The organism is Arthrobacter sp. 10L430 (genome assembly GCF_056395245.1).
The window spans coordinates 13,578-28,010 of the sequence record NZ_JBFTJD010000001.1 but is presented as its reverse complement, the minus strand read 5'-3'; the positions used below and the strand labels follow the sequence as shown (position 1 = coordinate 28,010).

Below are 14,433 nucleotides of genomic sequence, written 5' to 3'. Positions count from 1 at the left end.
GCTGGGGGCCCAACCGGCGGCTGTAGGTTAGCGGGAACCGTAGTTGGGCGCCTCGACCGTCATCTGGATGTCGTGCGGGTGGGATTCCTTCAGGCCGGCCGGGGTGATCCGCACGAACTTGCCGCGGGACTTCAGCTCGGGAATGGTCGGGGAGCCCACGTAGAACATGGTCTGGCGGAGGCCGCCCACAAGCTGGTAGGCCACCGAAGCCAGCGGGCCGCGGTAGGCCACGCGGCCTTCGATGCCCTCCGGGATGAGCTTGTCGTCACCGGAAACGTCGGCCTGGAAGTAGCGGTCCTTGGAATAGGACGTGTTCTTACCGCGCGACTGCATGGCGCCCAGGGAGCCCATGCCGCGGTAGCTCTTAAACTGCTTGCCGTTGACGAAGATCAGCTCGCCCGGGGACTCGTCGCAGCCGGCAAGCAGCGAGCCGAGCATCACCGTGTCGGCGCCGGCGACCAGCGCCTTGCCGATGTCGCCCGAGTACTGGAGGCCGCCGTCGGCGATCAGCGGAACGCCGGCCGGAATGGCTGCCTTGGCGGACTCGTAGATGGCGGTGATCTGCGGAACGCCCACGCCGGCCACCACGCGGGTGGTGCAGATGGAGCCCGGGCCCACGCCCACCTTGATGCCGTCTGCGCCGGCGTCGATGAGGGCCTGCGCGCCTTCACGGGTGGCCGCCTGGCCGCCAATGATGTCCACGTGCGCGGCCACGGGGTCCGACTTCAGGCGGCGGATCATGTCCAGCACGCCCTGCGAGTGCCCGTTGGCGGTGTCCACGAAGAGGGCGTCCACGCCCGCGTCCACGAGCTTCATGGCGCGTTCCCAGCCGTCACCGAAGAAGCCGATGGCGGCGCCGACGCGCAGCCGGCCTTCGTCGTCCTTCGTGGCGAGCGGGTACTGCTCGGCCTTGGTGAAGTCCTTGGTGGTGATGAGCCCCTTGAGCCTGCCCTGCTCGTCCACGAGCGGCAGCTTCTCGATCTTGTTGGTGGCCAGCTTGTGCGAGGCCTCGTCGCGGCTGATTCCGACGTGGCCGGTAACCAGCGGCATCTTGGTCATGACGTCGCTGACCAGACGGATCGGGAAGTCCGATTCCGGCACGAAGCGGGTGTCGCGGTTGGTGACAATGCCGAGGAGGCGGTTGCCGTCGTCGACCACCGGAAGCCCGGAAACCCGGTACTGGGCACACAGCTCGTCGAGTTCCTGCAGCGTGGCCTCGGGGCGGATGGTCAGCGGGTTGGTGATCATCCCGGACTCGCTGCGCTTCACGCGGTCCACCTGGTCGGCCTGGTCATCGATGGAGAGGTTGCGGTGCACCACGCCGAGGCCGCCCTGGCGTGCCATGGCGATGGCCATCCGGGATTCCGTGACGGTGTCCATCGCGGCGGACAGCAGCGGGGTCTGGACCGTGATCCGCTTGGAGATCCGGGAGGAGGTGTCGGCGTCGGACGGGATGACGTCCGTGTGGCCGGGAAGCAGCAGGACGTCGTCATACGTCAGGCCGATGAAGCCGAAGGGGTTGTGTTCGGGCTGGGTCATGAGTGCGCCTCTTACCTTGGTTATGGGTTCACGGGTAGGGGTTGCAGCTAATGACCAGCCCGTCATTACGGGACTGGCCTGTGCAGAAGTGTTGAATAAATTCTAGAACCTCGGCGGCGATCCCCATATTCCGGGACGGCATTGTGAGCAATGGCACTCGGCGGCGGCGGCCGCCGGTGCGACAGTGCCGCTATCTCCAGCCGGTGGTGGCGAGCAGCCGCTTCTCAAACATGGGAATCATGGACTGCACGTACGTTTTAGTGAGGTGGTTGTCGTCCTTGTAAACGTACACGTTGCCGACGACGGCCGGGCAGATGCCGTCGGCGCAGATGAAGTCGCTCATGTCCATCAGGTGCAGGCCCTTCACCTTGCCGCGGTAGGCGTCCAGCGGCGATGACGCGGCGAGCGACTCGCCCAGCGGGGCGTTGCACTCGGGCGCCTCGGCACCGTATTTCTGCACGCATTCGGGCATGTTGACGGCGAAGCGGGGGTTGTCGCGGATGCCCACCACGTCCATGCCGGCGTCCGTGAAAGGCTTGATGCCGGCCAGGTATCCCGGCACCTCGGTTTCGAAGGGCGCTTCCTTGTGGGTCAGGGAGGCCACGGTGAACACGGCATCCGGCTTGTGTTCCATCACGTAGGCAGCGCTGGCCTTGTTGAAGGCGTTGCACTCGGCGTCACGGTCGGGCGTTTCGGCTCCGAAGCGGCAGTTGCCTTTCAGGAGGGTAACGACCTCCCAGCCGTGCTCCTTGGCGATGGGTCCCAGCGCGGCCATGTACTGCTGGGCGTGCGAATCACCCAGCACGACGATCCGTTTCTTCACCACGTCCGGCCTGCTGTTCTGCAGGCATCCCGCCAGCAGCGGATCGCTGGGGACATTCTGGTCCGTGCACAGGCCGTCGATGTCCGCCCATTCGTTCTTCATGGCCGCGGGCGCCGGAATGACGGTGGCTTCCGGCGTGGGCTTGCCGGCGTTTTCCGGTGCCAGCGCCGCAGCGCCGGGGGTCAGTTCGCGGGGCTGGGCGGCGGCGGCCGCCTCGTCCGCCGTCAGCCTCGTCTGCCAGAGGGCCACCGGTCCGGCCAGCAGGGCACCGCAGGCAACGATGACGACGGCGGTGCGCCAAGCCCGCAGTTGCGGCCAGTGCCATTCCCGCAGCGGCTTTTCCACGAAATGGGTGGTCAGCACAGCCAGCACAACGGAGGCGCCGACGATGGCGAGGCCCTGGACGAGGTTGGGCTTTTCGATGCCGGTGCCGGCCAGGGCAAGGACCAGGACGGGCCAGTGCCAGAGGTACAGGGCGTAGGAGTTGTCCCCGAGGGCAACGAGGGGCTTTGAGCTCAGGACCCGGTCCACGCCAAACCGGCTGCCGCTCTGGCCGGCCACGATGATGGCAGCGGCGGACAGGGTGGGCCACAGCGCGATGAAGCCCGGAAAGGACCTGTCCACCGTCAGGATCAGGCCGCAGGAGATCATCCCCACGAGACCGCCCCAGCCAAGCACGACGCGGAGGATCTTTCCGGGCTTCAGGTAGGGCAGGGACAGAGCCAGCAGGGAGCCCAGCGCGAACTCCCAGAGCCTGGTCCTCGTGTCGAAGTAGGCGTAGGCCTGGTTTGTGGCTGTCTGGTCGATCGAGAAGATGAGGGAGGCAATGAAGATGCCGGTGAAAGCCACCAGCACGACGAGCCGGTAGCTGACGTTCCGCCGGCTCCGGAGGAGCCGCCACACGAGGGCGGAGGCGGCGAAGATGAGCGGCCACAGGATGAACACCTGGCCCTGGATGGACAGGGACCAGAAGTGCTGCAGCGGGCTGGCGCCTGCGTGGTTCTGGGCGTAGTAGTCCACCGCGGTATCCGCCAGCAGCCAGTTCTGCCGGTACAGCAGGGACGCCCAGGCTTCATTGAGGACGTCGGGCCAGCGGCTCTGCGGGATGACCAGCCAGGTGCCCGCAAGGACGCCGAGGATCACCACGACGGCGGCGGGAATCAAACGCTTAAAGAGGTGCAGCCAGTGGCTCACCAGCCGCAGCGGTTTGCCGCTTTCCACTTTTCGCACGAAGGACAGCGTGAGCAGGAAGGCGGAGATCAGCAGGAAGATGTCCACGCCGCCGGAGACACGTCCAAGCCAGACATGGTAGGTGACCACCATGAGCACGGCGAGGGCTCGGAGCCCCTGGACCTCGGGGCGGTAGCCCGGTTTTGCCTTGACCTGGGCAGCCCTCGGCAGCTGGCCCGAATCCTGGCCCTGCTGGTCCGTCGTTCTCGCTACTGACACAAACAACCCCTCAAAGCCGCGGCACAAAACATCCATGTTACCGTTTCGTGATCTTCTGGGCCAAACGACGGCCCCGGCGTGGCTAGTCTTGCAGCAGGCGAAAGGAGTGCGCGGTGATCGTACAGATGCGTGTTTGCGTGCCGGCCGGGCTGTCTAAGCTCGTGGCCGACAGTTGCAGGCAGCAGCCCGGTGCGGCTGAAGTTGCCCTGCACCGCGGCGCCTCCTTGCTCCCGCCCGGGGATGTCATCGTGGTCCAGATTGCAAGGGAGGCGGTCGAGGAGCTGATGGAGAAACTCCAGGCCTTGAATGTCCAGGAAGCAGGGTCCATCGCTGTTTCAACCCCGGAACTGGTCCTTTCGGACCGGGCAGACAAGGCCGAGGAAACCGCCCCCGGCGAAGGCGCCGATTCCGTGGTCTGGGACGAAGTCGCCAGGCAGACCGGCGAAGACTCCCGGCTCAGCTGGAGCTATCTTGCGTTTCTGGTGCTGGCCACGCTGCTCGCGGCGATTGGTATTGTGACGGACTCCACCATCGCGATTGTGGGCGCTATGGCCGTGGGGCCGGAGTTCGGCCCGCTTGCCGCCCTGGCCGTTGCACTGGTCCGGCGCAAGTGGCGGCTGGGCCGGCGGGCTGCCCTTGCCCTGGCCGTCGGGTTCCCGGCGGCCATGCTCACCACGGCTCTGGTCACGTGGCTGGCCCTGCCTTTCGGGCTGTTTTCCCGGGATGCTCTGGACAACGCTTCGGCCGCCGAGTTCATCTATCATCCGGGGCCGTTCTCCCTGATCGTGGCAGTACTTGCGGGCGCGGCCGGAATGCTGTCGGTGATCAGCCGGCGTTCAGCCGCCTTAGTCGGCGTCTTCATTTCAGTCACAACGGTCCCGGCCGCAGGGTATGTTGCCGTCGCCCTCGTCCTCGGTGAATTCCCCAAGGCGGCGGGCTCTGCCCTGCAGCTCCTGGTAAACCTGGGCGGCATCGTGGCAGCCGCAGTCGCCGTCCTTTATTTCTACCGCCTGGCCACGAAGCGGCTGCCCGACGGCACGGCGGCACGGCTGCGGCGCCAGGCCCTGCGGTCGCAACGCTAGGCACGTTCCGATCGTCAGCCTTTGTCGAGGGCAGCGTTCACGAGTTTGGCCAGTTCGGGGGCTGCCCCTGAGCATCCTTGAGCCCGGCGACGATTGACGCGCCGTCGGAGGCAGAATCAGTAGGAAATCGGCCGGCTCAGCCGGCGTCCCGATGTGGTGATCGATTCCTCAATTCGCCCCGGCCGGCGCGATTGATCAGAGCCTACAACTCCGGGCAAGACTGCACTAGGGCTGGGTTCTCCTGAACCGTGACTGTGAAGCTTCCGTCCGAGCGCGTCCCCAGGTCGGCGAAAGGGGCTGTCGATGGTGCAATGTTCGCCATCGACAAGGGCCGGCCCAGCTGCTGCTGGACCGGCCCTTTCTTGGCACTACCGCGGTGAGCGGGACCGCTGTTCGCGGGGCTGCAGCCTAGTGGCTGTGGCCTGCGTGCTGGTCTTCGTCGGCCGGCTTCTCCACCACGAGGGTCTCGGTGGTGAGAACCAGCGCGGCAATGGAAGCCGCGTTGCGCAGGGCTGCACGGGTGACCTTGACGGGGTCGATGACGCCCGCCGCGATCAGGTCCTCGTACTCGCCGGACTTGGCGTTGAAGCCGTTGTTGTTCTCGAGCTCGGCAACCTTGGCCGTGACGACGTAACCGTCGAAACCGGCGTTCTGGGCAATCCAGCGCAGCGGCTGGACCAGTGCGCGGCGGACGATGCCCACAGCTGCAGCTGCGTCGCCCTGGAGGGCCGTAACAGACGGGTCCTCATCGAGTGCCTTCAGTGCGTGGATGAGAGCGGAACCGCCGCCCGCCACGATGCCTTCTTCGAGGGCAGCGCGGGTGGAGGACACTGCGTCCTCGATGCGGTGCTTCTTCTCCTTCAGCTCGACCTCGGTGGCTGCGCCGACCTTGATCACGCCGATGCCGCCGGAAAGCTTGGCCAGGCGTTCCTGGAGCTTTTCCCGGTCCCAGTCGGAGTCGGTGCGGGTCAGCTCGGCGCGCAGCTGGGCAACGCGTGCTGCAACGTCCTCGGCGGAGCCGGCACCGTCAACGATGGTGGTGTTGTCCTTGGTGACCGTGATGCGCCGGGCGGTACCCAGCACCTCGAGGCCGACGGAATCCAGGCTCAGGCCCAGTTCCTGGGAGACAACCTGCGCACCGGTGAGCGTGGCGATGTCTTGCAGCATGGCCTTGCGTCGGTCACCGAAGCCCGGTGCCTTGACGGCAACGACGTTCAGGGTGCCGCGGATGCGGTTGACGATCAGCGTGGAGAGGGCCTCACCGTCGATGTCCTCAGCAATGATGAACAGCGGCTTGGAGCTCTCCAGCGCCTTTTCCAGCAGCGGCAGGAATTCCTGCACGGCGGAGATCTTGCCCTGGTTGATGAGGATGAGGGCGTCCTCGAGGACGGCTTCCTGGCGTTCAGCGTCGGTGACGAAGTACGGGGACAGGTAGCCCTTGTCGAACTGCATGCCCTCGGTGAGTACCAGCTCGGTCTGCGTGGTGGAGGACTCCTCGATGGTGATCACACCATCCTTGCCGACCTTGCCGAATGCCTCGGCCAGGAGCTCGCCGATCTCGTCGCTCTGGGCGGAGATGGCTGCCACGCTGGCAACCTGGGTGCCTTCAACAGGACGGGCGTTCTCGAGGAGGCGTGCGGCAACGGCTTCAACCGCGACCTCAATGCCGCGCTTGATCTGGCCCGGCGCGGCGCCGGCAGCAACGTTGCGCAGGCCTTCCTTGACCAGGGCCTGTGCCAGCACGGTGGCGGTGGTGGTTCCGTCGCCGGCGACGTCGTTGGTCTTGGTGGCTACTTCCTTGGCCAGCTGCGCGCCAAGGTTTTCGTACGGGTCATCCAGCTCGATTTCCCGGGCGATGGTCACGCCGTCATTGGTGATCGTGGGGGCGCCCCACTTCTTGTCCAGCACGACGTTGCGGCCGCGGGGACCAAGCGTCACCTTGACTGTGTTGGCGAGCTTGTCGATGCCGGCTTCAAGCGACCGGCGGGCAGCGTCGTTAAACGCAAGCTGCTTTGCCATGGTTTTGTCCTTTCAAGACAGAAACCCCGTGCTGCCGATCGGTCAGACCAGATCAGCGGCACGGGGATCCAAAGAGTTACTTTACGACGATCGCCAGAACGTCGCGGGCAGACAGCACGAGGTACTCTTCGCCGCCGGTCTTGACTTCAGTTCCGCCGTACTTGGAGTAGATAACGACGTCGCCGATGGCTACGTCGACCGGAACGCGGTTGCCGTTGTCGTCAAAGCGGCCGGGGCCAACTGCAACAACTTCGCCTTCCTGCGGCTTTTCCTGTGCGGAGTCCGGGATGACCAGGCCGGAAGCCGTGGTCTGCTCGGCTTCGAGCGGGCGGACAACAATACGATCCTCAAGAGGCTTAATAGAGACCGACACTCGGACCTCTCCTTTTCGTCAGCAAATTCATGGACAGTAAAACTGTTGCGCCTTGGCGGCAGACCGTCGTCGCGGTGCCGGCAGCAGCCAGGCTGGCAGTTCTTCATGTGTTAGCACCCTCCTAGGGAGAGTGCTAATGACGACTCTATGTAAGTGGTTAGCACTCGGTCAAGGTGAGTGCCAGAATTTCGTCCGCGGTGAACAGCCGGTGCGCTGCCGTCAGCGGTCGGTGAGGGCGTCGAACCCCACGTCTTCGCCGCCGTCGTCGTCGCCGTCCGGCGCGTTCTTGCGCTGGCGGACGAGAATGACGGCGGAGGCGGCGGCCGTGAGCGCCGAGACGATGAGGATGACAACGCCGCCGATGCGGGCCCCCGAGTACAGCTCCCGGATCTGGCGCGCCTCGTCGGTCGCGTCGTTGATGTCCTTGCCGCCCACCGAATAGACGGTGGCGTTGAAGGAGTCCAGCAGGAAGATGATCACCAGGAGCACGAGGCAGACGACGGCGACAGCGGCGCCGGCGATCAGCGCGGTGCGCGCGTACCGGGCCAGGTGCGAAAACCGGGCCGGGCCGGTGCGGCTGCGGTCAGGCTGATCGGGGCTGGGCGTTGCGCTTGGTTCCATTCAGACCACCCTATCGGCAAGCGGCCGGCGGGCACTCCACTAGGCTTGATTGCATGTCTGACGCACCGCAGGACCAGATCGCACAGCTCCTCACCGAAGAAGGATGGCAGCTGCTGGCCTCGCTGGGTCCGTACCGCGAGGACCAGTCCTTTGCGCTCAACTCAAGCCTCCGCAAGGCCGGGCACTCCCCCGACCTCGTGTCCGCAGTACTCACCCAGTCCCGGCTGCGGACCAGGGCGGAAGGAAAGTTTGGCGAGTTCGCCCGCCAGATGCTGTTCACGCAGGCGGGCCTCGAGCAGGCCACCCGGCTCAACGTGGCCGCCAGGCATGCCCAGCGCTTCGCCCAGGCGGGCGTGCGGCACGTTGCCGATCTCGGCTGCGGCCTGGGCGCGGATTCCATGGCGCTGGCGTCGCTGGACATCGCCGTGACAGCCGTGGAGGTCGATGAGACCACCGCCGCGTGCGCCACCATCAACCTCATCCCGTTTCCGCACGCCACGGTGGTGCATTCGGACGCGACGTCGGTTTCCCTCGGTGACGCGGACGGCGTCTGGCTGGATCCGGCGCGGCGCACTACATCCACATCCGGGACTAAGAGGATCTGGGACCCGGAGGCCTTTTCGCCTCCGCTGTCCTTCGTCGAGTCGCTCGCCGCATCAGGGCTCGCAGTGGGTGTCAAGATGGGCCCCGGCATGCCGCACGACTCCGTGCCGGCCGGCTGCGAGGCGCAGTGGGTCTCGGTGGGCGGCGACGTCACCGAGGTCTCGCTATGGTTCAATGCGGTGGCCCGGGCCGGGGTGCGGCGGGCGGCGCTGCTGCTCGGACCGCAGGGGGCGGCGGAACTCACCAGCGCGGAGGATTTCGGCGGCGGCCCGGCGGCTCCTGTGGGGCCCGTGGAGGGCTACCTCTACGAACCTGACGGCGCCGTGATCCGCGCCGGCCTCGTGGCGGACCTGGCCCTGCAGCTGGGCGGACACCTCGTGGATGAACATATTGCCTACATCTGTGCCCCGGCTCTCGTGGACACCCCCTTCGCCCGCGCTTACAAAGTCCTGGAGGTCATGCCGTACAGCGTGAGGGGACTCAAAGCCTGGGTGAAGCAGAACGGCATCGGCGTGCTGGACATCAAGAAGCGCGGCACGTCGGTCACTCCGGAGGAGCTCCGGAAGCAGCTCCTCCCGGCGGGGAAGGGCAGCGGGAAAAAAGCAGGAAAAAAGACGGCCACCCTGGTCCTCACCAGGATCGGTGACGAGAGAGTGACCGTCTCCGTGGAGCCGGTCCAGCCGGGCTAAGCCCTTCCAGGGCCCTACCAAAGCGTTCGCTACTGCGCGCGCACGAACGCTTCGGCGTCCCGCACCTGCTCGTCGGTGGGGCGGATGCCGGTATACAGCACGAACTGTTCCAGCGCCTGGATGGTGGCCACTTCCGCGCCGGTGATGACCTGTTTGCCGGCCGCCCGCGCCGCCTTGATAAGAGGCGTCTCTGCCGGCAGGGCCACGACATCGAACACCACCTTGGCGGCCTCGACGGCTTCGGCGGGGAAGGACAGCGAGCCGGCCTCAGGGCCACCGGCCATGCCGACCGGCGTGACGTTGATGACCAGGTCCGCCGTGGCGCCGCCGAGCTCGGCGCTCCACTGGAATCCGTAGAGACCGGCGACCGCCCGGCCGGCGGTCTCGTTCCGGGCGATGATGGTGACGTCCTTGAAGCCGGCGTCCCGCAGCGCCGCCGCGGTGGCCTTGGCCATTCCGCCGGCGCCCTTGAGCAGCACCGAGGATTCCGCGGGCACCGCGTTGCGTTCCAGCAGCTGCTCGATCGCGGTGTAGTCGGTGTTGTGGGCGGTGAGGCGGCCGCCGTCGTTGACGATGGTGTTCACCGAATCGATGGCCTTGGCCGACGGGTCCATGGCGTCGACGAGGGCGATCACGTCTTCCTTGTACGGCATGGAGACGGCGCAGCCCCGGATGCCGAGGCCGCGGACGCCCGCGATCGCCTGGGCCAGGTCGGTGGGCGCGAACGCTTTGTAGATCCAGTTCAGCCCGAGCTGGTCGTACAGGTAGTTATGGAAGCGGGTCCCGTTGTTGCTCGGCCGGGCCGAGAGCGAGATGCAGAGGGTCATGTCTTTATTCAGAATCGGCACCCCTCCATTAAACGGGCATGCTGCCGGCTGCCACCCCCGGCAGGCCGGACGGCTCGCGGAATCTCTGGTTTGTGACGCTCGGCGGCGGTCTTTCGGGACGGCAGTTTTTCGGGACGGCGGGCGTCAGGGACAGCCGGAACCCTGGCGGTAAGGTCCGACGGCGGCCGGAAGCTTGCCGGGGGCCGTCGCCTTGCCGGCCAGCACCGCCAGCAGGGCCCGGAAGGCGCCGGGCGTCCGGCCGTACAGTGCCACTTTGGTGGGTGCGGAAGACCCGGCCAGCGGCCACGGCGCGTCGAGGGCCACGGCGATGTCTCCGCCCGCAGGAGCGCCGCCGTACCCGATGAGGGTGACCAGCGGTCCTGCACCCAGCGCGATGCCCGCGTCCCTGGCAGCAGCGGCAAAGAGCGCCCTGTCCGGAGCCGTCCCGCCCGTCACCCGCAGCCGGCCAGGAACCAGCGGGCCTCGGCATTGCCCCACGAGGACCGTGACGGCCCGGGCGGACACTCTTGCCGACACGCTCCCGGCGCTGCCCGGAAGAGCGTTGAGTTGCGCCGGCTTGTTTCGTCCGCGCCAGATCATCATGGTGACCACGCGGCGGACCGCTTCGTCCAGGCGTGCCTCTGACAGCTTGCCGGCAGCAACAGCAGAGACAATCGCCGTGTGGGCCGCATTGACGTCGGCGGGCATCAGCAGCAGGTCAGCGCCTGCGGCAAGTGCGGCCGGGGCTGCCGAGCCGCGCGGGTACCGCGCGCTCACGGCCCCCATGTTCAGGGCGTCCGTGACGGCCACTCCCTTGAACCCCATGGCCCGCAGCGCCGCATAACTGGCCGGCGAGAGCGACGACGGGACGCCCGGTTCGAGGGCCGGCACAGCGATGTGTCCGGCCATGATCATTGGGGACCCGGCGGCCACAGCCGCCTGGAAGGGCTTCCAGTCCCTGGCCTTCAGCTGCGCCACCGTGGCCTTCTGGACGGGCAAATCCTTGTGTGAGTCCACCGTCACGGAACCGTGCCCCGGAAAATGCTTGACTGCGGACAGCACGCCGGCTGCCAGCATGCCGCGGGAGAACCCGACGCTCAGGTTTCCCGCCGCACGGGGATCGGCGGACATGGAGCGGGCGCCGATGGTGGGGTCAGCCGGGCCGATGGTGACATCGGCGTCCGGCGCGAAGTCAACAGTGAAACCGAGCGCTGCGAGTTCCGCCGCTAGCCCCTTGCCGGCTTCAGTTGCCAGCGGCACGCTGCCGGCTGCGCCGTAGCTCATGGGCGATGGCCAGCCGGTGAGCGGGGCACCCAGCCTGGCCACCAATCCCCCTTCCTGGTCCACGCCGATCAGTCCGGGCCACGTCCGGCCGCCGGATCGGGAAGCGGCGCCCAGCCGCCTGGTGGCGGCCGTCATGCTCCGGACGTCGACGAGTCCGTCCGCCGCCCGGGGCACATTGTCGCCCATGATCATGGAGCCTGCCAGGTGAAGCCGTTCAACCGTGACGGCCTGTGCCTCGTGGTTGAGGCCGGCATAGAACGGCAGGAGCACCTGCCCGGCCTTCTCGCTCAGCGTCATGCTTGCCACCGCAGCAGCCGCCGCCGCCTCGTCGCGCCGCTGCGGTCCCCAGCCCAGCGGCGCTGTTCCCTTGCCGGGCGCCCTCGGCGGGGTTGCCGCGGGCGGCGGTGCCGCCGTCGTCGGCTGTTGTCCTGATCCGGACGATGCGGGCGAACCGGAACCGAGTGGACTGGGTCCCGGTGCCGCGTCGGATGACGACGGCGGCGTCGGCTGCGGCGTGCAGGCCACCGCCCCGAGCAGCAACGCGAGGGCGGCCGCGGTCAGGACGGGTTTGCTTTTGGCGGGGTTGGCGGAAGCAGTCATGTGAAGACTCTCACGCGCTCTCTGTAGCCAAGCCATCATCTTGATGCTACCCCTGCACTAGACTTGGAAGACCGTTCCCCTGCCAACCGTTCTGCCAGAAACGGCCAGCAAACGGGACAGCAGACAGCGAGAGGAACACATGAAGATTGATTTCGCTTCATCCAGGCAATCAACTCTTGGTGTGGAATGGGAGCTCGCCCTCGTTGATGCGCAGACCGGCGAACTTGCCTCCGTGGCTAACGAGGTGCTGCGTGGAGTCTCTGCCAGGCACCCCGAGCTGAACGAAGACGACGAACACCCGCACATCAAGCAGGAACTGCTGCTGAACACGGTGGAGCTTGTCACCGGGATCTGCGAGACTGCCGCCGAAGCCAAGGAGGACCTGAGCCGGTCCCTTGCCGCCGTCCGCGAAGTCACGGATCCCATGGGCGTAGAGGTCTTCTCCGCCGGCAGCCACCCGTTCAGCCCGCCCCAGCTGCAGCCGGTCACGGACAAAGCCAGGTACGCCAAACTGATCGACCGCACCCAGTGGTGGGGCCGGCAAATGGTGATCTACGGCGTCCACGTCCATGTGGGGCTGGACCGGCGGGACAAGGTGCTCCCTGTGTTGGACGGGCTGGTCAACTACTTCCCGCATTTCCAGTCGCTGTCCGCCTCCAGCCCGTTCTGGGGCGGCGAGGACACCGGCTATGCGTCCCATCGCGCCCTCATGTTCCAGCAGTTGCCGACCGCCGGACTGCCCTTCCAGTTCCCCACCTGGGAAGAATACGAGTCCTACGTCCAGGACATGTTCACCACCGGCGTGATCGACACGCTCTCGGAGATCCGCTGGGACATCCGGCCCGTGCCCAACCTGGGCACCGTCGAGATGCGCATCTGCGACGGACTGGCCACGCTGGAGGAAGTGGGCGCCGTCGCCGCCCTGACGCAATGCCTGGTCCACGAGTTCTCCACCACCCTGGACCACGGCGGGACCATACCTACTATGCCGCCGTGGCACGTGCAGGAAAACAAATGGCGCGCCGCCCGGTACGGGATGGAAGCCATCATCATCCTGGACGCCCAGGGCAACGAGCAGCTCGTCACCGAGCACCTGCTCGACACCCTCAACCGTCTCGAACCCATCGCCGCGAAGCTGGGCTGCCCGGACGAACTGGCCGACGTCGAGAAGATCATCAGCCGCGGTGCCGGCTACCAGCGCCAGCGCCGGGTTGCGGCCGAAAGCGGCGGTAACCTGCAGGCTGTGGTGCTGGACCTGGTAAAGCAGATGCGGAACGGCCCCACCGCGTAGGACCGCTTGGAGCTTTTCGTGTCCGGCCTGGACGGGCCTAGGCGGCAGCCGTCCCGGCCAGTTCCACTGCCGGCGCGGACACGGTGGTCACCGGCATCGAGGAATCCGGGGCGAAGGCGATGCCGCTCGGCTCGCTGCCTGCCATGACCAACTGGGCTCCCAGGGCGGCCACCATCGCCCCGTTGTCCGTGCAAAGATCCAGCGGCGGAACATGCAGCCTGATGCCGGCGGCGGAGCAGCGCTGCTCAGTGAGCTGGCGCAGCCGCGAGTTGGCCGCCACGCCGCCGCCCAGCAGGACGTTGGTGATGCCGTGCTCCCGGCACGCGAGGACCGCCTTGGACGTGATGACGTCCACCACGGCTTCCTGGAAGGCCGCTGCTATGTCGGCCACGGGGACGGTCTCACCTTTGGCTTCGAACTGCTCCACGCAGCGGGCCACTGCGGTCTTCAGGCCGCTGAAGGACCAGTCGTAGCGGTGCCGGCCGGGCTCCTCGGCGGTACCCATGTATTTGGGTTGCGTGAGTCCCCGCGGGAAGCGGATGGCCTTGGCGTTTCCCTCGCGGGCGAGCCGGTCGATGGCGGGACCGCCGGGATAGCCCAGGCCCAGGATCCGCGCCACTTTGTCGTAGGCCTCGCCGGCGGCGTCGTCGATGGTGGAGCCGAGCAGTTCAACGTCGTCGGTGATACTGCGGATCCGCAGGATTTCCGTGTGGCCGCCGGACACCAGCAGGGCACCCAGGTTCTCGGGGAGCGACGGCGCGTTGCCTGGACCGCCCGCGGTTCCGGACTGTGAGTCCAAGAGCCCAACGCCCACGTGGGCCACGAGGTGGTTGATGGCGTACAGCGGCTTGCCCGTGGCCACCGCCAGGGCCTTCGCCGCACACACCCCCACCATCAGGGCGCCGGCCAGCCCGGGGCCGGCCGTAACGGCGATGGCGTCGATATCGGCCAGGGTGACTTTCGCCTCGGCGAGCGCCGCCTGGAGCGTGGGCACGAAGGCATCCAGATGCGCGCGGGATGCGATCTCTGGAATGACCCCGCCGAACCTGACGTGCTCGTCCATCGACGAGGACACGGTGTTGGTCAGGAGGTCCGTTCCGCGCACAATTCCGACGCCGGTTTCGTCGCAGGAGGACTCGATGCCGAGCACGAGCGGCTGGGAACGGTTCATTGCTGGTCTGCCTCCGTGGGGGTGGTTTCGCCGGGCTGGCCGGCTGTGTGCTGATCGGCGCT

Annotated in this window: 11 protein-coding genes; 3 read left to right on the top strand and 8 right to left on the bottom strand. The window is 67.0% G+C overall.

Translation table 11 applies throughout. The features are described 5' to 3' along the window. Positions 1 to 27: 27 nt before the first annotated feature. Positions 28 to 1,539 carry an IMP dehydrogenase gene (gene guaB, locus AC1DDG_RS00120; protein WP_476874527.1) on the bottom strand — a complete coding sequence of 504 codons (1,512 nt, stop codon included), beginning with the start codon at positions 1,537 to 1,539 and terminating at the stop codon, positions 28 to 30. A 190-nt stretch (positions 1,540 to 1,729) separates the two neighbouring features. Then, a complete protein-coding gene (locus AC1DDG_RS00115) occupies positions 1,730 to 3,763 on the bottom strand; it encodes an acyltransferase family protein (RefSeq protein ID WP_476874777.1) in 2,034 nt (677 codons plus the stop codon). A 161-nt stretch (positions 3,764 to 3,924) separates the two neighbouring features. On the opposite strand from AC1DDG_RS00115, the gene AC1DDG_RS00110 reads away from it, so the two are divergent. Then, positions 3,925 to 4,893, top strand: coding sequence for a DUF389 domain-containing protein (locus AC1DDG_RS00110; RefSeq protein ID WP_476874526.1), 969 nt, complete (start codon positions 3,925 to 3,927; stop codon positions 4,891 to 4,893). A 408-nt stretch (positions 4,894 to 5,301) separates the two neighbouring features. On the opposite strand, the gene groL is transcribed toward AC1DDG_RS00110, so the two are convergent. The 3 genes from groL to AC1DDG_RS00095 form a co-directional block, all read right to left on the bottom strand. Beyond that, positions 5,302 to 6,912 (bottom strand): chaperonin GroEL, encoded by a 1,611-nt coding sequence (gene groL, locus AC1DDG_RS00105; protein ID WP_230118627.1) that lies wholly within the window; start codon positions 6,910 to 6,912, stop codon positions 5,302 to 5,304. A 76-nt stretch (positions 6,913 to 6,988) separates the two neighbouring features. Beyond that, positions 6,989 to 7,285: a co-chaperone GroES gene (groES, locus tag AC1DDG_RS00100; RefSeq protein WP_230118626.1), complete on the bottom strand. Its 297-nt coding sequence runs from the start codon at positions 7,283 to 7,285 to the stop codon at positions 6,989 to 6,991. Positions 7,286 to 7,504: 219 nt separating this feature from the next. Beyond that, entirely contained in the window at positions 7,505 to 7,906 is a 402-nt protein-coding gene (locus AC1DDG_RS00095; protein WP_476874525.1) for a hypothetical protein, read from the bottom strand. A gap of 53 nt (positions 7,907 to 7,959) precedes the next feature. Between AC1DDG_RS00095 and AC1DDG_RS00090 the strand changes: the two genes are divergently transcribed. Continuing rightward, positions 7,960 to 9,198 (top strand): THUMP-like domain-containing protein, encoded by a 1,239-nt coding sequence (locus AC1DDG_RS00090; protein WP_476874524.1) that lies wholly within the window; start codon positions 7,960 to 7,962, stop codon positions 9,196 to 9,198. 29 nt (positions 9,199 to 9,227) lie between these two features. Here AC1DDG_RS00090 and AC1DDG_RS00085 read toward each other — a convergent pair whose 3' ends face one another. Further along, complete coding sequence (locus AC1DDG_RS00085) at positions 9,228 to 10,046, bottom strand: shikimate 5-dehydrogenase (protein WP_476874523.1); 819 nt, start codon at positions 10,044 to 10,046, stop codon at positions 9,228 to 9,230. Positions 10,047 to 10,169: 123 nt separating this feature from the next. Continuing rightward, the gene (locus tag AC1DDG_RS00080; protein ID WP_476874522.1) at positions 10,170 to 11,909 is read right to left on the bottom strand and encodes a glycoside hydrolase family 3 protein; all 1,740 of its coding nucleotides are present in this window, start codon (positions 11,907 to 11,909) and stop codon (positions 10,170 to 10,172) included. 139 nt (positions 11,910 to 12,048) lie between these two features. On the opposite strand from AC1DDG_RS00080, the gene AC1DDG_RS00075 reads away from it, so the two are divergent. Beyond that, the gene (locus AC1DDG_RS00075) at positions 12,049 to 13,200 is read left to right on the top strand and encodes a glutamate--cysteine ligase (RefSeq protein WP_476874521.1); all 1,152 of its coding nucleotides are present in this window, start codon (positions 12,049 to 12,051) and stop codon (positions 13,198 to 13,200) included. Positions 13,201 to 13,237: 37 nt separating this feature from the next. On the opposite strand, the gene tsaD is transcribed toward AC1DDG_RS00075, so the two are convergent. Then, on the bottom strand, positions 13,238 to 14,371 hold the full coding sequence (gene tsaD, locus AC1DDG_RS00070) for a tRNA (adenosine(37)-N6)-threonylcarbamoyltransferase complex transferase subunit TsaD (protein WP_476874520.1): 1,134 nt from the start codon (positions 14,369 to 14,371) through the stop codon (positions 13,238 to 13,240). Positions 14,372 to 14,433 lie beyond the last annotated feature (62 nt).